This is a genomic window from Labrenzia sp. R5_0, from assembly GCF_017743835.1.
GTDB lineage: Bacteria > Pseudomonadota > Alphaproteobacteria > Rhizobiales > Stappiaceae > Roseibium > Roseibium algicola.
Map to the genome: position 1 here is coordinate 59709 of NZ_JAGHRK010000006.1, position 21453 is coordinate 81161.

At 60.1% G+C, this 21453-nt stretch carries 14 protein-coding genes; all 14 read left to right on the forward strand.

The features are described 5' to 3' along the window. Window positions 1-10 precede the first annotated feature (10 nt). The 14 genes from J7447_RS25580 to J7447_RS25645 all read left to right on the forward strand — a co-directional run bounded on the left by J7447_RS25580 (window position 11) and on the right by J7447_RS25645 (window position 21425). On the forward strand, window positions 11-1732 hold the full coding sequence (locus J7447_RS25580) for a ShlB/FhaC/HecB family hemolysin secretion/activation protein (protein ID WP_209171382.1): 1722 nt from the start codon (window positions 11-13) through the stop codon (window positions 1730-1732). A 93-nt stretch (window positions 1733-1825) separates the two neighbouring features. Next, on the forward strand, window positions 1826-3388 hold the full coding sequence (locus J7447_RS25585) for a serine hydrolase domain-containing protein (RefSeq protein ID WP_209171383.1): 1563 nt from the start codon (window positions 1826-1828) through the stop codon (window positions 3386-3388). A gap of 290 nt (window positions 3389-3678) precedes the next feature. Continuing rightward, entirely contained in the window at window positions 3679-5067 is a 1389-nt protein-coding gene (locus tag J7447_RS25590) for a sigma-54 dependent transcriptional regulator (RefSeq protein ID WP_023003722.1), read from the forward strand. Next, window positions 5060-7081, forward strand: coding sequence for a HAMP domain-containing sensor histidine kinase (locus tag J7447_RS25595; protein ID WP_209171384.1), 2022 nt, complete (start codon window positions 5060-5062; stop codon window positions 7079-7081). The genes J7447_RS25590 and J7447_RS25595 overlap by 8 nt, the downstream gene beginning before the upstream one ends. Before the next feature lie 403 nt (window positions 7082-7484). Beyond that, window positions 7485-9224 (forward strand): OFA family MFS transporter, encoded by a 1740-nt coding sequence (locus J7447_RS25600; RefSeq protein WP_209171385.1) that lies wholly within the window; start codon window positions 7485-7487, stop codon window positions 9222-9224. A 540-nt stretch (window positions 9225-9764) separates the two neighbouring features. After that, window positions 9765-10781 carry a substrate-binding domain-containing protein gene (locus J7447_RS25605; protein WP_209171386.1) on the forward strand — a complete coding sequence of 339 codons (1017 nt, stop codon included), beginning with the start codon at window positions 9765-9767 and terminating at the stop codon, window positions 10779-10781. A 115-nt stretch (window positions 10782-10896) separates the two neighbouring features. Then, on the forward strand, window positions 10897-12414 hold the full coding sequence (locus tag J7447_RS25610; protein ID WP_209171387.1) for a sugar ABC transporter ATP-binding protein: 1518 nt from the start codon (window positions 10897-10899) through the stop codon (window positions 12412-12414). A gap of 71 nt (window positions 12415-12485) precedes the next feature. After that, window positions 12486-13430, forward strand: coding sequence for an ABC transporter permease (locus J7447_RS25615; RefSeq protein WP_051990117.1), 945 nt, complete (start codon window positions 12486-12488; stop codon window positions 13428-13430). Window positions 13431-13456: 26 nt separating this feature from the next. Further along, window positions 13457-14437 (forward strand): sugar-binding transcriptional regulator, encoded by a 981-nt coding sequence (locus tag J7447_RS25620; protein WP_055661135.1) that lies wholly within the window; start codon window positions 13457-13459, stop codon window positions 14435-14437. Further along, a complete protein-coding gene (locus J7447_RS25625; RefSeq protein WP_209171388.1) occupies window positions 14427-15422 on the forward strand; it encodes an aldo/keto reductase in 996 nt (331 codons plus the stop codon). Before J7447_RS25620 ends, J7447_RS25625 begins: the two co-directional genes overlap by 11 nt. A gap of 60 nt (window positions 15423-15482) precedes the next feature. Continuing rightward, window positions 15483-17210 carry a glycerol-3-phosphate dehydrogenase/oxidase gene (locus J7447_RS25630; protein WP_209171389.1) on the forward strand — a complete coding sequence of 576 codons (1728 nt, stop codon included), beginning with the start codon at window positions 15483-15485 and terminating at the stop codon, window positions 17208-17210. Next, window positions 17201-18043, forward strand: a complete 843-nt coding sequence (locus tag J7447_RS25635; RefSeq protein WP_031270580.1) for a class I fructose-bisphosphate aldolase — start codon at window positions 17201-17203, stop codon at window positions 18041-18043. Before J7447_RS25630 ends, J7447_RS25635 begins: the two co-directional genes overlap by 10 nt. Then, window positions 18036-19547: an FGGY-family carbohydrate kinase gene (locus tag J7447_RS25640; protein ID WP_152505467.1), complete on the forward strand. Its 1512-nt coding sequence runs from the start codon at window positions 18036-18038 to the stop codon at window positions 19545-19547. The genes J7447_RS25635 and J7447_RS25640 overlap by 8 nt, the downstream gene beginning before the upstream one ends. 258 nt (window positions 19548-19805) lie before the next feature. Further along, window positions 19806-21425 (forward strand): GMC family oxidoreductase N-terminal domain-containing protein, encoded by a 1620-nt coding sequence (locus J7447_RS25645; protein WP_209171390.1) that lies wholly within the window; start codon window positions 19806-19808, stop codon window positions 21423-21425. The last annotated feature ends 28 nt before the right edge of the window (window positions 21426-21453 follow it).

The following is a 21453-nucleotide window of genomic DNA, read 5'->3' on the forward strand; positions in this document are numbered from 1 at the left end:
GGAGCCGTCCGTGACAAGACAGGTGCTGCCTCCCCCGGCAACAAAAACCCTGCGCGGTGCCGCCGCTGCTAATCCCAAATCTACCTTTCGGCTTCGGGCTGCTTCGGTTCTGGCCGTCTCTTTCGTGGCCGCGGTGTTTTCTCATTCTGCACCGGCTCAAACGCTTGATCAGGCCGTCGCCGGGCAGACCGTCATTATCGAACGGTTCACGCCGCCTACAAGGCCGGGCACGGTCGACATCACTGTGCAGGATCAGCGCAAGCGTGTTTCAGAACAAGATGCCGAGAGGGTACGCTTCACCCTCCGCTCGGTATCGATTGCCGGCGCTCATTCGGTTTCGAACACCGATCTGTCGGCCATCTGGCAGGGCAAGATCGGCAAGGACATGTCTCTTGCGGATCTCTACCGGATCGCCGAGGCGGTTGATGCCGCTTATCTGAGAGCCGGCTATTTTTCGATGACCGTCGTTCCGGTGCAGGACTTTGCGTCCGGCGCGGTCTCGCTCCGGGTCTACGAAGGCTATGTTGAAACCGTCGAGATCACCAGTTCCATCCCGCGCATCAGGGAGCGCCTGGCGCCCTATATCAACCGCCTGACCTCCATGCGGCCCATTCGGATCAAGGAAGCGGAACGCGTCCTGCTGCTGATGAGCGATCTCGCCGGTCTGCAGATCGAGGGAACAATTGTGCGCCCGGAAACGCCCACAGGTGGCGGTACGCTGAAGCTCGCGGTTGATTTCAGCCGATACAACGCCGGCGTCGGTCTCGACAACCTTGGAACAGATACGGTCGGTCCGCTGGAACTTTCCGGAAATGCCACGGTCAACGACATCTTCGGGTTGTTCGAAACGACAAGCCTGGTTGGGGTGACCGTTCCGGACGCGCCCGAGGAAATGGTGCTGCTGCAGGCTTCGCAGTCGGTTCCAATCGGGTTCAACGGGCTCTCCGCTGGCTACGACCTGACCTATGTGACACAGAAGCCCGGCGCAGACCTGAAAGAGCAGGACATCCACATCGAAACCGTTATCGGTTCGGCTCATCTCCAGTATCCGCTCATTCGCACCATCGACCAGAGCCTTTACGGCAAGGTGGAAATCAATCTTCGGAACGACCGGATCGACGTGATGGGCGCACGGGCTGCCCGTGAACAGGCGCGTTGGGCGACGGTGTCCCTCCGGTACGACCTTGATGCAGGCCCTGCCTCATTTTCCGCTGGAGCCGAACTGGGTCAGAGCCTGAACCACAAAGGTGAAATGGAAATTGACCCGGACGACTATCGCTTTGGCCGGTTCAACTTCGGCGTCTCATACGATCTGGCGTCCATCGCTCGGCTTCAGCTGCGCACGGCCAGCCAGTATTCGCCGACACCGCTGCCCGGTGCGGTCCGGTTCGCTCTCGGCGGCGATCCCTACGGCTGGGCGTTCGATGGCGGCAGCCTCTCCGGTGACAGTGGCTTTGCGTCGGCGTTTGAAGTCAGTCACGACATCGAAACCGGATGGTCTGCGCTTCCCGGTCTCACCCTGACGGCCTTTGCCGATTATGGTGTCGTCTGGAACGTGGATGAAGCCGCCGACTTTGCCCGCGACGAACTCGGTTCAGCCGGTGTCGGTGTCAGTGGCATGGTTGCCGACCGGGTGAATTTTCAGGTTCTCACCGCCACACCCTGGCATCGGCCGGAAAACGCCGAAGATCCGGGGACCCGGGTTTTCTTCAGGCTGGGGCTGGCGCTTTGACGACACAGGAAAGTATCGCCCCGGCCGGACCGGCCGAAACCCATCTGCAATGACCTGCACGCGCGAACAGCAAGACTGATTGAGAGGTTACACATGTCGTTCTTCCAGCTCACACGGCGCCGGTTCCTGGCGTCCGCGTCTCTCGCGGTTCTGGCAGCACCAGCCCTTGCCGAGGACCTGCCGCCATCCAGAACGGCGGGAACCGATGTTCCGCCTGGCCAGATCGACAAGGCGATCGCCGGGCTTGACGGGATCGTTGAAGACATCAAGGCACGCAGCAAGGTGCCGGGCCTAGCGGTTGCCGTCGTCCACAAGGGAGAGACTGTCTACGCGAAAGGCTTCGGAAAGCGGGGCGGCGAGGGCGATCAACCGATTGACGCCGACACCGTTTTCCAGATGGCTTCCGTGTCCAAGTCGATCGGAGCAACAGTCGTTGCCCGGCAGGTCACGCGCGGCGTTGTTTCGTGGGACAGCAGGATGCGCGACCTGCTGCCATGGTTCAGCCTTGCCGATCCCGATATTACCGAACGTTTGACAGTGGGGGATCTCTACAGCCACCGTTCCGGCCTGCCGGACCATGCTGGTGACGATCTGGAAGACATCGGCTTTGACAGGCAGACGATCCTCGAACGTTTGCGTCTGCAGCCCCTGCGCGCCTTCCGCACGAGCTACGCCTACACGAATTTCGGCCTGACCGCCGGCGCCGAGGCGGTTGCCGAAGCATCCGGGGCCGAATGGGCCGACCTTTCTGACGAGGCCCTGTTTCAGCCGCTTGGCATGACCAGGACCAGTGCGCGGTTCGATGATTTCATGGCACGGGAAAACCGCGCGGTGCCGCATGCCAGAAGCGGCGACGGTTTCGAGGCGCTGTACCAGCGGCAGCCGGACGCCCAGTCGCCCGCCGGCGGGGTGAGTTCTTCCATCAACGACATGGCAAGATGGATGAAGATGGTTCTGGCCGATGGTGGAGAGCTTATTTCTCCCGAAGCCTTGCAGCCTGCAATCAGTCCGCAGAGCTTTTCCAGCCGTCCCCATACGCCTGACGAACGCGCCGGGTTCTACGGCTATGGTTTCAATGTCGGCACTGACCCGTCCGGCCGGGTAATCCTCAGCCATTCAGGTGCTTTCATCCTTGGTGCGTCGACCTATTTCCTGATGATCCCCTCGCTCGACATAGGGATCGTGGTCCTGTCGAATGCGGCTCCTGTCGGTGCCGTTGAATCCATCGGCGCATCCTTCTCCGACATGGTTCAGTTCGGGCGTGTGACCCGAGACTGGTTCTCCGGATACGAAGGCCTGTTCGCTTCCTTCTATACGCCTGCCGGTTTCACGGCCGGTGAACCTGCGCCTGCTGCTGCTGCACCTGCTCCTGCGGCTGGCTATTGCACGGGCCGTTACGGCCATCCCTACTTCGGCACGGTCGAGGTGCAAGAGGAGGACGGCGGGCTCGTCCTGCTTGCCGGTCCCCAGCCAATAAAGCTGCCGCTGCATGCCTGGGACGGGTCGATGATGGTGTTTGACATTGCGAACGAAAATGCCGTGGCGGGTTCGCGCTCGACGGTGACTTTCTCAGGCGATGGCAAGGAAGCAAGCACCCTGGAAATCGAGCTCTTCGTGCTGAACGGGCCTGCGCGGTTCGAAAGGCTTGCGCAATAGAGTGAGCTGATTCTGCGACGCACATTCAAACCCCGCAGGGACATCCTGCGGGGTTTTTGCTTTCGCACACCCTCAGCACCTGATCCGCAGAGAGAACAAGCAGAAGACGTCGGGATACTTGAGAGCTCCGGTGCTGAGGCAGCTTCCCGTTCGGGCAATTGGTCGCGCGATTTCGGATAGTTGCAATTGCACGTGCGTCTCCGGAAGACATTGCATACTGGAATATGCAATGCTCCGGGCCGGAGGATGGACCATGACAAAAGAACGGATGAAACTGCCGGGGAGGGGCTATGAAGAGCGGTGTTTCCAAACGTCCTGAAGAGGCAGATTCACAGCCGGAATTCGGTCCCTGGCTACCGCAGGCGTCGATCTTGATCGTCGACGACGAGCCTGGCATGCGCAATTTTCTGGTCCGCACGCTCGAGCCTTATTGCAAACGCATCGAGCAGGCCGCCGACACGGTCGAGGCCTCGGCGCTTCTTGATACCCACCATTATGACGTGGTGATCCTCGACAATATCATGCCAGGCAAATCCGGCGTGGAATGGCTTGGCGAACAGCGGCGGATCGGGTTTTTCGCCGATGCGATCCTGATGACGGCCTATGCGGATCTGGAAACCGCGATCCAGGCCTTGCGGGCAGGTGCCGTGGATTTCATCCTCAAGCCCTTTCGGTCCAACCAGCTGCTGAACGCGGTTGCCAGGTGTCTCGACCGGGTCACGTTGCTTCGGGAAAACCAGCTGTTGCGCCACCAGTTGCAGGCAACATCCGACCATCTTCTTCTGCGTGACAAGCTGATCGGGCATTCGCGCCAGATCGGCGAGATCCGCGAAACGATCTCCCGCGTCGCGCCACTGCCGACATCCGTTCTGATCACGGGGGAATCCGGGACCGGAAAGGAAGTTGCTGCCAGGTCGCTTCACGATCTTTCTGATCGGGCGGACAAACCCTTCGTTCCGGTCAATTGCGCCGCCATTCCCGGAGACATGATCGAAGCTGAATTGTTCGGACATCTCAAAGGCGCTTTCACCGGTGCCGGTTCCAGCCGCGACGGCCTGTTCATGCACGCGCATGGCGGCACGCTGTTTCTGGACGAGATCGGCGAACTGCCCATGGCACTACAGAGCAAGTTGCTGCGGGCAATCGAAGACCGGAAAATTCGGCCGGTCGGATCCGAGCGTGAAGTGCCTGTCGATCTGCGGTTCGTGTTCGCGACCAACGCAAATCTGGAGCAGGCCGTGGAGGAGGGCCGGTTCCGGGCGGACCTCTACTACCGGGTCAACGTGCTTCAGCTCGAAATGCCGCCGCTGCGCGAGCGTGGTGACGACATCCGTGAACTTGCCTCGCTGTTCATGCAGAAGCTGTCCGTGCAGCTTGGAATGCCGCCTGTACCGTTTACCGATGAGGTCGTCTCCGGGCTGCTGGCTTATGAATGGCCGGGCAATGTTCGCGAACTGCGCAACACGATCGAACGAACCTTGATCCTTGGCCGCTTTCCGGCGGAGTTCCACAGCACGCAGAGCCTGTTGCTGCCCGGCGGGGAAACGCTGCAGGACATGGAGAAGCGTCATATCCTGATGGTGCTCGAGGAAGCCGGTGGAAACCGTGCCGAAGCGGCGCGGCGGCTCGGCATTTCGCGCAAGACCATCGACAGGAAGCTGATGGACTGGAATGGCTGAGGAGAGACGACGCCGGAAATCGGGAAGCCGCCTGTCCGTCAGGGTCAGGCTACTGGCCATCGCCCTGTTGCCGACACTTGTGGTTCTGCCACTCTTTCTCGGCTGGGCGATGGTGCGCTGGAACGCGAAGTTCGATTCCCTGTTGATCACCAAGGTCAATGGCGACCTGACCATTGCCCATCAGTACTTTTCGAGGATCCTGGAAAATTCGGGTGAAAAGATCGATGCGCTGGGCCAGTCGGCCTCCTTTCGCGACGTTGCAGACAGTGGTGATGCCGCACTTCTGGCAGGGCTGCTGGAGCGTCGGCGTGAGGAGCTGGGTCTCGATTTTCTGTATGTCGTGCGCAGGGACAGGACAGTTGAGGCGGCCGCTCCGCCAAGTGCCGTTCCGCCGGTCTCCAAGGACTGGCCGGTCATCGAACAGGCTTTTGCAGGATCTGCCGCAACAAGCGTGGATATCTTCGAAGCAGATGATCTGACGGCGATTTCTCCGGCACTAGCAGATCGGGCCCGGCTGGATCTCGTCCCGACACCCAATGCGGTGCCGACCGAGAGGGCCGCGGAAACACGCGGCATGGTGGTTCACTCCGCAAGCCCGGTCACCGTGCCGGGAGCGCCCGTGGCAGCTCTGGTCGGTGGCATTCTGCTCAACCAGAACCTCGTCTTTATCGACACGATAAACGATCTCGTCTACCGCGAGGCGAGCCTTCCCGAAGGCAGCCAGGGCACCGCGACGCTGTTTCTCGAAGATGTCCGCGTCAGCACCAATGTCCGCCTGTTCGAAGACAAGCGCGCGCTTGGGACGAGGGTGTCCGCCGCCGTTCGCCAGAAGGTGCTGGGCGAGGGGCAGGTCTGGCTGGACAGCGCGTTCGTCGTCAACGACTGGTACATCTCGGCCTATGAACCGATCACCGACAGTTTCGGCGAGCGGGTGGGCATGCTTTATGTCGGCTTTCTGGAAACGCCGTTCCGGGAAGCCAAGCTGGCGACACTGGTCGCGCTGCTGCTGGGCTTTCTTGTCGTGACCGCTGGCAGCGTGCCGCTGTTCCTGAGGTGGGCTCGCGGCGTTTTCAAGCCACTGGAAAAGATGACGGACACCATTGCCAGCGTCGAAAAGGGAGACCTTGGCGCCCGCACGCGGTCCGAAGGCAGCGGTGACGAGATTGCGCGTGTCGCCCAGCATCTCGATCATCTGCTCGACCTGGTTCAGGAAAGCGACCGGCAGCTCAGGTCCTGGAACGAGGAGCTGAACACCCGCGTCGAGGAACGCACGCGCGACCTCAAGATGGCGAACAGGCAGTTGGAAGACACCACCAAGCAACTGATCATGTCGGAGAAGCTTGCCGCCATCGGCGAGATTACAGCCGGTGTTGCCCACGAGATCAACAATCCGATTGCGGTGATCCAGGGCAATCTGGAAGTGCTGCGCATGCTGCTCGGCGAGCATGCAAAGGTTGCCAGTACGGAAATCCGCCTGATCGACGAGCAGGTGGACCGGATCAACCAGATCGTCATGAAGCTGCTGCAGTTCGCCAAGCCCGACGAATATGCAGGCTATGCCGATCGGCACGCGCCGGACGAGGTGATTTCTGACTGTCTTCCGCTGGTCCGCCATCTCTTGCGCAAGACCGATATCGAGGTTGTCCGCGAGGCCACTGCCTCCCGTCTGGTGCTGATGAACCGGACGGAACTGCAGCAGGTGCTGATCAACCTCATCGTCAATGCCATCCATGCCATGCCCGGCGGCGGCACGCTGACGATGAAAACCTGGGATATGAAAAAGGAAGATGTCGCCGGAGTGTCGATCGAGATTTCGGACACCGGCGTCGGCATGAGCGCGGATGTTATCGCGCGTATATTCGACCCCTTCTACACGACGAAAAGCCGGCAGGGCACCGGATTGGGGCTTTCGATTACCCAGACGCTGGTCAGCCGTCAGGGCGGCGATATCAAGGTGGAAAGCATCGAAGGGACCGGGACCGTTTTCACAATCTGGTTGCCTGAAAGCGCTTGACGTTGCGGGTGGGCTGCCCCTGAGTTGCGCCCGGCATCTAGGCCGTTTGGGCGATCAAGGGCTTCTGGACAGATTGTCCCAAACGGCCGGAAAACAACTTTTGAATGTGGACAAAATGTCCACTCATCGTTCTTCCTGAAAATCTAACTGTCTGAAATTCAACAGAAAAGAAACTGGCCCCGAACTTGCCATCAGCAAGGAGCTGCCGGAAGGCGCGGGACGGTGCAACCGTTCCTGCGCTGCGGACCTGAAGCGGGAGGCTTCGACAGGTGCGCGTCTGCCGGGAGCGGGGCATCCGGCTTTGTCTTGCCGGACCGGGGGAGACATGACAGGCCGGCCGCAAAGGGACCGGCACCTTCCCGGAGGAATGCCCGACAACCGTGCATGGGAGGAAAATAAGTGCATGTTTGATCGGTTGAAAAAGGAACATATCGTCGCAGAGGACGGTTTTAACCGCTGGAAGGTTCCGCCAGCATCCATCGCCATCCATCTTTGTATCGGCTCCGTCTACGCCTGGAGCATCTTCAACCCGCCTCTGATCAAAGAGTTCGGGGTGGTTGCCGCAGCGCCGGAAGACTGGAGCCTGTCTTCGGTCGTCTGGATCTTTTCCGTTGCCATCGTGTTTCTCGGGCTTGCGGCCGCCTTCGGTGGCAAGTGGCTTGAGGAAGTCGGCCCTCGCATGGTCGGCGTCGTTGCCGCCATCTGCTGGGGCGGCGGATTCATCATCGGCGGCTTCGGCATCATGACGCACCAGCTCTGGCTGCTTTACCTCGGTTACGGCGTGATCGGCGGCTGCGGTCTGGGGCTTGGGTACGTATCACCCGTTTCCACCTTGATCCGGTGGTTCCCGGATCGGCGCGGCATGGCCACTGGCATGGCCATCATGGGCTTTGGCGGTGGAGCGATGATCGCAACGCCGATCAAGGAATATCTGCTCGGTCTGTTCTACAAGGCGCCGGAATACCTGGGGCCTGAAGGATCTGTTGCCCTGATCACCGAAGGCGGCAAGCGCCTTGCGGAAGTCAACGGCCAGATGGTGGAAGTGGTTATCGCAGGCGCCAAGCAGGTGGCAGCAGCGCCTGTTGCGCTTCAGGAGGGGATCTATGTGGTCGGTACCGGTAACACCGGGGCTGCAGGGACGTTCTTCACGCTCGGCATCGTCTATCTGGTCGTGATGATCATCGCGGCCTTCTCCTACCGGGTTCCGCGCGAAGGCTGGCGTCCGGCCGGCTGGACACCACCAACTGCCGATGCTGCGTCCCGCAAGATGATCACCCACAACAACGTTCACATCGATCAGGCACTCAAGACACCGCAGTTCTATCTGCTGTGGATCGTGCTCTGCTTCAACGTGACGGCGGGTATCGGCGTGATCGGCGTTGCCAAGACCATGATGACGGAAATCTTCGGCACCACCTTGCCGCTGATCGTGAATTCGGCCTTTGCGGCAACCTATGTGTTCATGATCTCGGTCTTCAACATGGTCGGACGGTTCTTCTGGGCTTCCACTTCGGACTTCATCGGCCGCAAGAACACCTACCACTGCTTCTTCGTGCTCGGGATCATCCTTTACCTATCGATCCCCTTTGCAGCAGAACAGGTGAGCGTCAATCCGGCCGTCACCTGGCTCGTGATGTTCTATGCAGCCACCATGATCATCTTCACGATGTATGGCGGCGGCTTTGCGACCATCCCGGCGTATCTCGCTGATATCTTCGGCACGAAATATGTCGGTGGTATCCATGGGCGTCTGCTGACGGCGTGGAGTACGGCAGGCGTTCTGGGGCCGCTGGCGATCACCCAGCTGCGGAACATGTCCCTGAACAATGCGATCACGGATCTTGCCGCCAAGGTGGACCCGAGTGCCTTTGCCGAGAAATTCGGTGCGGGTGTCGATCAGCTCGACCAGCTGGTGGCCGCAAAGACGGTGACTGTTGCCCGGCTGATGGAAATCGCTCCGGCCGGCACGGTGGATCCCACACCGAGCCTCTACAACACCACCATGTATGCCATGGCAGGCTTGCTCGTGATCGCGTTGATCGCGAACTCGCTGGTGAAGCCGGTGCACGACAAGCATCACATGGAAGCCGGTGCCGACGGGACCAGCCCGGTTCCGGACGGTGCGGAGCCGGCGAAGGCCTGATCAAGGCTTCTGCCATCACGATCAACCGGCCCGGAAGCATCCGCTTCCGGGCCTTTTTTTGTGTTCATATGCATCACAAAGCTGAGGGGCTGGGGGTCGGATTTCGGCTTCGTCAGGGGCGTTCCATCAGTTTGCCGGCACGTTCATGGTGAGCGATTTCAAGTGGTCAGGTGCAGCGCCTGCCACGAAAAGATATTTTCTCTCAATGGCTTGTGTTCTCTTTCTGGTCTTCACTCGGCAATGTCTTATTTGAGGTGTTGGTTGAAATAAATTTCAGAAAAAGAAATAAATACCAAAACAGTTTGACGGCTTTCGGGGGCTGCCCTTATCCATGGTCTCGCTGGGATAAAAACCAGTGTTTGAAATTTCTTGCAGTGAGCTGATCTCTTTGACAGGCTGACCTGCAAGACCGGGAGGAGCAGCGTCAGGCTCCCTGCGTTGAGAGGAACGCAGACTGGATGTCCTGACAATCTGAAATCGATCACCCATCGGGCATTCGACCGTTCGCGGTTGGCAGCCCGTTGGTCCAGGGAGGAAACCATGGGCACTTCTATCTTCAAGGGAATTCTCGCGTCGACCATACTGTCGGCTGCAGTTCTGACCGCAGCTCCGGCCGCGGCAGACGGTTTGAAATGCGAGCCGGGCGAAACCTACATCATGAACGTGATGGTTTCCGGCCATCCCTACTGGGTGCCGGTCTATCAGGGCTTCAAGCAGGCTGCGTCCGCATTCGGCTGCGAGACGATCTTCTCCGGCACGCCGGACTATGACATCACCAAGCAGATCGCTTCCTTCGAGCAGGACATGGTCAAGCAGCCGGCTGGTGTCTTGCTGCACCCGATGCAGTCCGATCCGTTTATCGAGCCGATCGACCGGGCCGTCGACAACGGCACGCAGGTCGTGACCTTCGCGGCGGATTCTCCGAAGTCCAAGCGCAGTGCCTATATCACCTCCGACAACCTTGCCGAAGCCAAGTTTGCCGCCGAAGAAATCGTCAAGCAGGTTGGTGACAGCGCGGAATATGCGGTTCTTGAAAACCCGGGTCAGTCGAACCACGATCTGCGCGTGACCGCGCTGCTCGACTACATGGGAGAGCACTACCCGAACATGAAACTGGTCGGCCGCCAGGCGACCAACCAGGACAGCAATGCCGCCTACCGGGCAACGGCCTCAATCCTTCAGGCCAACCCGAACCTTGCCGCTCTCTGGATCCCGGAAGCGGGCTCTGCGGAAGGAGCTGTCGCAGCGGTGCTGGAAGCGGAAGCGAAAGTGCTGATCATGCATGCCGATGTGACGCCAACCACTCTTGAGCACATCAAGGCGGGCAATATCCACATGGCGCTTAATCCGAACCAGGGCATGCAGGGGTTCATGGGCTTCATGGCCGTGTTCCTCGCCGCGCACTCCGACGTGTTCGATCCGTTCAACGACTACAAGGTGTCCGGCTACAACCCGGTTCAGATCCCTTACGTCGACAACGGCTTTGCCGTGATCACCAAGGAAAACGCCGACAGCTTCGACCTCAACGCCTACATGGAAGGCCGCGACCCGAGCTGATGAACAGACCGGGGCTCCTTTGGAGCCCCGGGTGATACGGCGGGCTGCCTGCAATCGATGCAGCAGATCAGGCAGCCCGTTCCTTCTCCGGAATTGCGAGCAAATCGGCCCTGTCATGACTGACGATGTGATCCTCAAGATCTCCAACCTCTCGAAATCCTTCGGGCCGGTTCAGGCGCTCAAGGGGGTAAGTTTCGAATTGCGCAAGGGCGAGATCCATGCGCTTGCCGGGGAAAACGGCGCCGGCAAATCGACGCTGATGAATATCATCGACGGCATCCTGCAGCCGGACAGCGGAGAAATCCGCTTCGATGGCGAACCGGTGGTCATTTCATCTCCGGCGATGGCGCAGAAGCTCGGCATCGGCTTCGTTCACCAGGAGATTGCCCTGTGTCCCGATGTGACGGTTGCCGAAAACATCTTCATGGCGACGACCAATGTCAGCCGTTCGTTCCTGATGAATTATCGTGCTCTTGAAAAGAAGGCCGCTGAAGTGCTCGGCCAGCTTGGTGACATCGAGCCGACGACACTCGTGCGGGATCTGTCGATTTCCCACCAGCAGCTCGTCGAGATCGCCAAGGCCCTGACACTCGATTGCCGGGTGCTGATCCTGGATGAGCCGACCGCGGCGCTGACAGAGAAAGAAGCGCAGATCCTCTTCAAGATCATGCGCCGTCTTGCCGACAAGGGCATCTCGATCATCTACATCTCCCATCGCATGGTCGAGATCTTCGACAACTGCGACCGGGTCTCCGTTTTCCGGGACGGCACCTACATCACTACCCGCAATGTTGCGGAGATCCAGCCCGATGACGTGGTCAATGCCATGGTCGGCCGGGTGATCGACGAGCTTTACCCGCGCAAGCAGTCCGAAAGCGAAAAGACGGACGATATCATTCTGGACGTTCAGAACCTGAGTGAACGCACGCGTTTCAAGGATGTCTCGTTCCAGCTCCGCAAGGGCGAGATCCTCGGGATTGCCGGGCTGATCGGTGCCGGGCGCAGCGAGATCGTGAAGGGCATCTGCCGGCTTGAAGGCGACGTGACCGGGGAGGTTTCGCTCAATGGTCGCAAGCTGTCGCTGAAGACCTATCGGGACAGCATCTCCGAGGGCATCGTCTATTTGTCCGAAGACCGCAAGGGTGACGGCATCTTTCTGGATATGTCCATTGCCGCCAATGTCTCCGCCCTGAAGCCGGAACAGGTCGCGAATGCCTTCGGTCTGATTGCCGGAAGCCGGGAGGAAGCGCAGGCAGACACGCTTGGCAAGCGTCTCAATCTCAAATGTGGCTCGCTGTCTGACCCGGTGTCATCGCTTTCCGGAGGCAACCAGCAGAAGGTTGCGATCGCGAAAATGCTGTCGGTCAATCCGAAGCTGATCTTCCTGGATGAGCCGACGCGTGGTGTCGATGTCGGCGCAAAGGCCGAGATCCATCGCATCCTGCGCAATCTCGCCGGCAGCGGGGTCGGAATTCTGGTGATCTCGTCGGAGTTGCCGGAACTGATCGGCGTTTGTGACCGTGTGCTGGTCGTCCGGGAGGGACAGATCAGCGGCGAAGTCACGGGCGATCAGATGACCGAAGAAAACATAATGCACCTGGCGTCCGTGGGCGCCCAGGCAACCATAAACTAATCGTGGGGGAAACCATGGAAGACGCCGTCTCCCTGACAGACGCGCCGAACGGCAAACCGGCAGACGTATCGATGATCCGCAAACTGTTGCGCATGCGTGAAACGGGACTGATCGCGATCATCCTAGTGCTGTTCATCGTGATGTCCTTCGCCTCGCCCTACTTCCTGACCTGGGTGAACATGCGCGCCATGGTCATGGCCTTTGCGGTGGAAGGCATCGTGGTGGTCGGCATGACCATCCTGCTGATTTCCGGCGGGATCGATCTTTCGGTTGGCTCGGTGACAGCGCTGGCCATGGTGATTGCCGGCTGGCTGTTCCTGAACGGGGTCGACCCCTGGGTCGCATCGGCGATTTCGATTGCCGCCTGCACGGCCATCGGGGCGTTCATGGGGTTCTTTGTCACCCGCGTCGGCCTTCATCATTTCATCGTGTCGCTGGCGATCATGGTGATCGCCCGGGGGGCGTGTCTTCTGGGTACGGGCGGGCGTCCGCTCGGTCTGTTCACGCTGCCGCCCGAGTTCAAGTTCATCGGCCAGGGGTCCATCGGACCGATCCCGGTCGTGATCCTGATCTTCCTTGTGGTGGTGATCGGCTTCGACTTCCTGCTGCGCCGCACGACCATGTTCCGCAAGGTGTTCTATACCGGCAGCAACGAGAAGGCCGCCGCCTATTCCGGCATCCGCACCAAGCGCGTGGTGTTCTTCACGACCACCCTTTGCTCGGCTCTGTGTGGTGTGGCCGGCATCATCTACATGGCCCGCTTTGGTTCTGCCCAGCCGACCTTCGGCATCGGCATGGAACTGAACGTGATTGCGGCGGCCGTTATCGGCGGGGCGAGCCTCAAGGGTGGTTCGGGTACCATTTTCGGAGCGATCCTGGGGGCGGTGCTGCTTTCAGTGGTCTCCAGCTCGCTCGCGCTTCTGGATGTCTCGGTCTATTGGCAGGACATCATCCGCGGCTCGATCCTGCTGGCGGCGGTCTCCATAGACCACTATCTCGTCAAGAAACGCGCCTGACCCGGCTCCAGCGAAGAGGCAACCAGATGGCGGACAAGAAAAACGATATCGAGCTGATGCGCCAGATGCACACGGTTCTCGTGCTGCATTTCCTGGAAGGCAAGAAACAGTCGGAAATCGCCGAACTGCTCAACCTGTCGACGTCCAAGGTGAACCGTCTGATCACCCAGGGCCGCAAGATGGGCATGATCAAGATCGATATCGAGAACCCGTTCCAGCGGTTGACGGATCTGGAAAACCTGCTGGAACAATCGACGCCCCTTTCAAAAGCGCTGGTCACATCGTCCGTCGAAGGCAGCCCGAACACGACGCTGAAGCAGGTCGGGCTTGCCGCTGCCAACCATCTGGTGGAGACCATCCGCGATGGCGACATCATCGCCATCACGGGTGGCAAGGCCGTCGGGGCGGTGGTGCAGAACATCGAGACCGACCGGAAGTTCGACGTCACCGTGGTGCCGCTCACCGGAGGGGTGCAGGGCAAGTACCACACGGATGTCAATCATCAGGCCAGCCTGATGGCCGAGAAGCTGGGCGGCAAGGCGCTGCAGCTTCATGCGCCGCTCTTTGCCGAAAGCCGGGAACAGCGCGACATGCTGATGGAAGTCGGCTCCATTCGCGAGGTCCTGGACCTGGCACGGCAGGCAACGATCGCTCTGGTCGGCATCGGATCCATCGCGACGCCCGGCTCGAGCTACTACGACCTGCATCCGATGCCTGAATCGGACCGCAAGATGCTGGTTGGCAGCGGTGTCAGCGCCGAATTCCTTGCCTACCTGATGCGGCAGGACGGCACGGTTGCCGACTACGCCCTCAATTCGCGGCTGGTCGCACTGGCGCCAGAAGAGCTGCGGCGCTTCAAGCGCGTCATCGGGGTGACCTCGGGCGACGAAAAGATCTGGCCGATCCGGGCCGTCCTCAACGGAAACTATCTGAATTCACTCATCTTGGACGAGGACACCGCGGGAGCGGTCCTTGCAACCATGGAAGGCAAACAGAATGTTGCATGAAATGCTGACACGCGAGATCGGACGTTCAGGCATCGAGGCGTCGGCTATCGGGCTCGGCACCTGGGCCATTGGCGGCTGGATGTGGGGTGGCACGGATGAAGCCAAGTCGATTTCCGCAATTCAGGCTTCCATCGATGAAGGCATCAGCCTGATCGACACTGCTCCGGCGTATGGCCAGGGGCTGTCGGAAGAGATTGTCGGCAAGGCGATTGCGGGCCGCCGCGAAAAGGTGGTGCTGGCAACCAAATGCGGTCTCGTCTGGCACACCCAGAAAGGCAATCACTTCTTTGATTACGACGGCAAGCCGGTACACCGGTATCTCGGCAAGGATGCGATCGTCCATGAGGTAGAGCAGAGCCTGAAGCGGCTTGGGACCGATTACATCGATCACTACATCACCCATTGGCAGGATCCGACCACGCCGATTGCGGAAACCATGGAGGCGCTGGAAACCCTGAAGACCCAGGGCAAGATCCGCTCCATCGGTGCCAGCAACACGACCGCCGACGATGTGAAAGCCTATGTGTCTGCAGGGCAGCTGGACGCGATCCAGGAAGAATATTCGATGATCAAGCGCGACATCGAGGACACCCTGGTGCCGCTCTGCCTCAAGGAAAAAGTTTCGGTGCTGAGCTATTCATCGCTGGCGCTGGGCCTTCTGACGGGCAAGATCGGTCCTGACAGAGCCTTCGAAGGTGATGATCAGCGCAAGGACAATCCGCGCTTCTCGGTCGAAAACCGCCGCAAGGTTGCCAGGCTGATGGACGCCATCGCACCGATAGCGGAGACCCATGGAGCCACCAAGGCCCAGGTGGTGATCGCCTGGACGCTGCAGCAGCCGGGCATCACCTTCTCCTTGTGCGGAGCCCGCGATCCGGAGCAGGCGCGGGAGAATGCCAAGGCGGGGCGCCTCAGGTTGACCAGTGAAGAAATCGGGCTCATCGGCGATGCCGCCGCGACCCATCTGACCGAACTCGCCGCTTAAGAGACTTCGAAATTGAGATTGGAAAGGGCACCGGGCATCCGTCCGGTGAACGGGGAAGGCATGTCCGAACAACGGCAAGGAAAATGGGACCGTATCGCGCGTGACGGCGCGTTCGACGCCGTTGTCGTCGGCGGCGGTATCAACGGGATCGGGGTCTACCGGGATCTGGCGCTGCAGGGTGTCAGGGTGCTGCTGGTGGAACGGAACGACTTTTGTTCGGGGTGCAGTTCTGCCTTGTCGCGCATGATCCATGGAGGATTGCGCTATCTGGAAAACGGCGAGTTCGACCTGGTGCGCGAATCCCTGCGCGAACGCGACGCACTGCTGGTCAATGCGCCCCATCTTGTCCATCCGCTGCCGACCGTCATTCCCATCGGCTCGCTCTTTTCCGGACTTCTGAACAGCGCGGCAAGTTTCTTCGGCTTTTCAGGTCAGCCCTCCAGCCGGGGAGCGGTTCCGATCAAGCTCGGGCTGACGCTTTATGACTGGGTGACACGCAAACGCCGGTTGTTGCCGAAACACCGTTTCCGTGGAGCGAAGGCGACCCGGGATACCTGGCCTGGACTGACCGGTGCCATCCGGTGTTCGGCCACTTATCACGATGCCTGGATCAGCCACCCGGAGCGGCTTGGTCTGGAACTGGTCAGGGAAGCGGAAGAAGTGGTTCCGGACTGTGTCGCCCTCAACTATGCCTGTCTTGAGCCGGCCGGGAGCGGTTTTGTTGTGCGAGATCAGGTGAGCGGCCGAACGGAAGAGATCTCGGCGAAGATCCTCGTCAATGCCACTGGCGCCTGGCTGGATGATGCCATTGATGAGCTTGCCGGCAATTCCAGCCACGAACGCCTGGTGTCGGGTACAAAAGGATCGCATCTCATTCTCGACAATCCAGCGCTGGAGAAGGCGCTTGGCGGCCATATGGTCTATTTCGAGAATTCGGATGGCCGGGTCTGCATTGTCTTTCCGTTCTTCGGCAAGGTGCTGGCCGGGTCAACGGATATCCGCGTCAAGACGGCCGAACGTGTGCGCTGTGAGCCGGAAGAAGAAGCCTACATTCTGGGCTCGCTCCGGCTGGTCTTTCCGGAGATCGACTTCAATGCGGATGATGTCGTTTTCAGTTACAGCGGCATTCGGCCATTGCCGAAGAGCGATCATGATTTTACCGGCCGGATTTCCAGGGGCCATTTTACCAAGCGTATCGAAGGACCCGTTCCGCAGATCTGCATGATCGGCGGCAAGTGGACAACGTTTCGTGCCTTTGCCGAACAGGCGACGGACGAAGTGCTCAGCGAACTTGGTCGGACCAGGCAGGTCGGCACCCTGTCGCGCCCGATCGGCGGCGGAAAGGATTTTCCTGATGCTGCCGTGATCCTGGAGCGCGACCTGATCTCGAACCATGGCATTGGTCCCGCGCGCGCCGCGCACCTGGTGGCGACCTATGGCACCACAGCGACGGAGCTGCTGGCCTTTTGTCAGGGCCGGTCGGACGACGAGGCACTTTCGCCGCAGACAGAAATCACAGCGGCGGAGATTGCCTTCCTCGCCTCCCGCGAAAGCGTGGTGACCCTTGCCGACATCGTGTTGCGGCGGACGACGCTCGCCATCCAAGGACTGATGCGTGAAGAGCTGCTCGACAAGCTGGCGGTGATCGCCGGTGAAGAACTCGGCTGGTCCGACGCAGAGCGCGGGCTTCAGCGCGACCGGCTGATCGAAGACCTTTCCACCTATCACGGCGTTTCGTTTGAAGATCGCCGGAACCAAGACACAAGCAGGAGCAGAATATGCGTTTGAGCCCCAAAGCCCGGATGAACCGGATGTTCACCCACGGCGGCTGCCTGGATGTCGCCGTTGATCATGGCGTGTGCAACGAACCGAGCTTCATGGTTGGCCTGGAAGACATGGCCGGGGTTGTCGACACCCTGGTCAAGGCCGGGCCTGATGCGATCCAGATGGCCTATGGCCAGGCGGATCTGTTGCAGTCGCGTCCGGAGAAGGACAAGCCGGCGCTGGTGATGCGCATTGACATGGGCAACCCCTACAATGACCAGCGCCACCGGGTGATGTGGTCGCTGCTGCAGAATGCCGACGAGCCGATCATCGGGGCTCTGGAAATGGATGCGGCTTGTGTCGTGGTGAACCTGTTCATGTTGCCGGACGAGCCGGAGCTGTTTCGCCAATGCGTGGAGAATATCTCCAGGGTGCGCGCTGCCTGCCACAAGTACGGCATGCCGTTGATGATCGAGCCGCTGGTGATGCTGCCGAACGACATCCGGGGTGGCTATCAGGTTGATGGCGACGCAGACAAGATCGTGACACTGGTTCGGCTGGCAAGCGAGATGGGAGCTGACATCATCAAGGCGGACCCGACCGATAACGCGGAAGATTTCCACCGGGTGGTCGAAGCGGCGCGCGTTCCGGTTCTGGTGCGTGGTGGTGGCAAGGAAGACCTGAAGACCGTTCTCAGGAAATCCGCTGCACTGATGCGCCAGGGTGCCAAGGGCATGGTCTATGGACGCAACATCTATCAGCACGACAACCCGAAAGCGGTGGTTGCGGCACTCATGGCGATGATCCACAACGGTGCCGACGGTGACGAAGCATGGGACATCTATAATCGTGGCTGACGACAGGACTTATCTGCTGGGGCTTGATGCCGGCAACACGGTGATCAAGGCTGTCCTGTTCGATCTGGCGGGCCGCCAGGTGGCGATGAGCGCACTGGACGGCCAATCGTTTTCACCTGCTCCCGGACATGTTGAACGCGATCTCGGAGAGTTGTGGCGCAATGCGCAAACGGTTATCCGCGAGTGCCTTGACAAAGCCGGTGTCGAGCCTTCGCAGATCGCGGCAGTTGGTTGTGCCGGGCACGGCAATGGTCTTTACCTGCTGGACAAGGACCATGAGCCACTGCTGGGCATCCAGTCGCTGGATACGCGCGCCGCGGATCATGCAGGCAAGCTGCGTGAGGCGCATGGCGACAGGCTGCACGCCCTGAGCCTGCAGGAGCCCTGGCCATCCCAGACCCCGACGCTGCTTGCCTGGATCAAGGATAACCGGCCGGATCTTTATGCCCGGACCGGAACCGTGCTCCTGTGCAAGGACTTCATCACCTTCAAGTTGACCGGAGAACGCGTCAGCGAGATCTCCGACATGTCGGGGTGCGGTCTGCTGAGGTTGCCGGACAATCTCTACGACAGGGAGCTGCTGGAACTTTATGGTCTCGGCGAGGCGGAGCCGATGCTGCCGCATCTGGTCGAACCGGCGGATGTGGCCGGGCATGTCACGGCAGAAGCCGCGGCTGCGACCGGACTGAAGGAAGGGACGCCGGTTGTCGGCGGCTATTTTGACGTGATCGCCAGCGCGCTCGGGTCGGGCGTTGTCCATCCCGGCGAAGCCTCGATCATTGCAGGCACCTGGAGCATCAATCAGGTCTTTTCGGAGGCCCCGATCGTCGACAAGGCAATGTTCATGGCCTCGGGTTTTGCCCCCGGCCGGTTCGTCAATATCGAATCGAGCGCAACATCGGCTGCCAACCTGGAATGGTATGTGCGGGAGCTGGTGGAGCGCGGGAAACATCACGACGATCCGTTCGGCTATTGCAACGCGAGGATCGCGGAGGTCGCGCCCGCGGCGGACGACCCGTTCTTTCATCCGTTCCTTTACGGCTCGCGGCTTGGGGCGGACTTCCGCGCCGGGTTCTATGGTCTCGCCGGCTGGCATTCGGAAGGGCACCTGCTGCGGGCCTTGTTCGAAGGGGTTCTCTTTGAACATCGCCGCCATATCGAGGTGCTCGGGAGAACCGGTGTCACGTTCGACCGGGCAGTGCTCTCCGGAGGCGGGTCACGCAGCCCGGTCTGGCCGCAGATGTTCGCCGATTGCCTGGGCGTTCCGATCACCGTTGCGGAAGCCCGTGAGACGGGTGCGCTGGGCGCGGCCATTGGAGGCGGTGTTGGTGTCGGTCTCTTCCCTGATTACGAGACGGCTGTTGCAGCCATGACGAGGGCGCAGAAGGAATACCTGCCGGTGGCTGCGATGAAATCGCACTACGACCGGCGCTACCGGACCTACTGCAAGCTGACAGATGCTCTTCGGTCCTTCTGGGCCGATATGCATGTCATGGACGAATAGTCCTCTTGGAGGAATTGCCGAAACGTCAGGATCTTCTAGTGTGAGGGAAACAGCCGGGCGAATTCGCATCGGCGAGCGCCCACATATGTCTCTTTTCGAGTTTGCGAAGAAACAGAAAACCTGATCAGGATGAGGGTGTTAAAGGGTCACATCAGTGCCGGCGGAAGATTGCCTGGTCCGGCATGATGCAGATCATCGAAGTTTGGACCGCAGCAGGAAAGACTGCGGACGGGAAATGGGCAGGAAACGGGAAACGACATGAGCGGTCCGACTTCACTCGATGGAACCTACGATTATGTGATCGTCGGAGCCGGAACGGCCGGCTGTGTTCTGGCAAACCGGCTGACCGAGGATCCTTCGGTCAAGGTGCTGCTTCTGGAAGCAGGCGGTTCGGACAATTATCACTGGGTACATATCCCGGTCGGATATCTCTTTTGCATCGGCAATCCGCGCACCGACTGGATGATGAAGACAGCCAGCGAGCCGGGCCTCAACGGACGCAGCCTGGTCTATCCGCGTGGCAAGGTTCTGGGTGGCTGTACGTCCGTCAACGGCATGATCTACATGCGCGGCCAGGCGGCGGATTACGACCATTGGCGTCAGCTTGGCAACGTCGGCTGGTCCTGGGATGATGTGCTGCCCTATTTTCTGAAGTCGGAAGACCATCATGCCGGAAAGTCAGGTTTGCATGGCGGTGGCGGTGAGTGGAAAGTCTCCAAGCAGCGCCTGAAATGGGAAATCCTCGAAGCCGTTCAGAAAGGCGCACGGGAGTTCGGTGTCGAACCGCGTGCGGATTTCAATGACGGCAGCAACGAAGGCAGCGGTTTCTTCGAGGTGAACCAGAATGGCGGCGTTCGCTGGAACACGGCGAAAGGTTTCCTTCGCCCGGCACTGAAACGGCCGAACCTGCGCTTGATCACCCATGCCGAAACCAGGTCGATCCTGCTGGAAGGCAAGCGCGCAACCGGTGTTACCTTCACCGTGAAGGGGCAGGAAAGGACCGCGCGGGCGGAGCGCGAAGTTCTGTTGGCTGCCGGTGCGATCAATTCACCCAAGATCCTGGAGCTTTCCGGCATCGGCAATGGCGCGGTGCTGTCGCAGCACGGCATCGAGGTGAAGCATGAACGTGCTGGCGTTGGCGAGAACCTGCAGGATCACCTTCAGATCCGAACGGTCTACAAGGTCAAGAACGCCAAGACCCTGAACACGATGGCCAACAGTCTTTTCGGAAAAGCCTCGATCGCGCTTCAATACGGGTTGATGCGATCCGGGCCTATGTCGATGGCACCCAGCCAGTTCGGCATGTTCACCAAGTCAGATCCGTCACTTGAAACGCCGGATCTCGAATATCACGTCCAGCCTCTCTCGACCGACAAGCTCGGCGACCCGCTGCATCCGTTCCCGGCAATCACGGTTTCGGTGTGCAACCTTCGTCCGGAAAGCGTTGGTGCGTCACATATTCAGAGCGGTGATAGTGGGCGGCAACCCGACATCAAGCTGAATTATCTGTCGGCGGAAAAGGACAAGCTCATTGCCCTCAAGTCCGTACGTCAGGCGCGGGAGATCATGACGGCCAAGGCCTTGCAGGCCTACCAGCCGGAGGAAATCCTGCCGGGGCCTCAGGTCGACAGCGACGAGGACCTTCTGAAAAAGGTCGGCGATATCGCCACCACGATTTTCCACCCGGTCGGAACCTGCCGGATGGGTCCGGACGAACAGTCGGTCGTCGATCCTCAGCTGAAAGTTCGCGGTCTCGACGGCCTTCGGGTCATCGATGCCTCGATCATGCCGAAGATCGTTTCCGGCAACACGGCTTCGCCCGTGGTGATGATCGCGGAAAAGGCTGCTGACATGATCCAGGCGGAACGGCGGGTCTGAGGGGACACTGGTCGGAGAAATTGGGTGT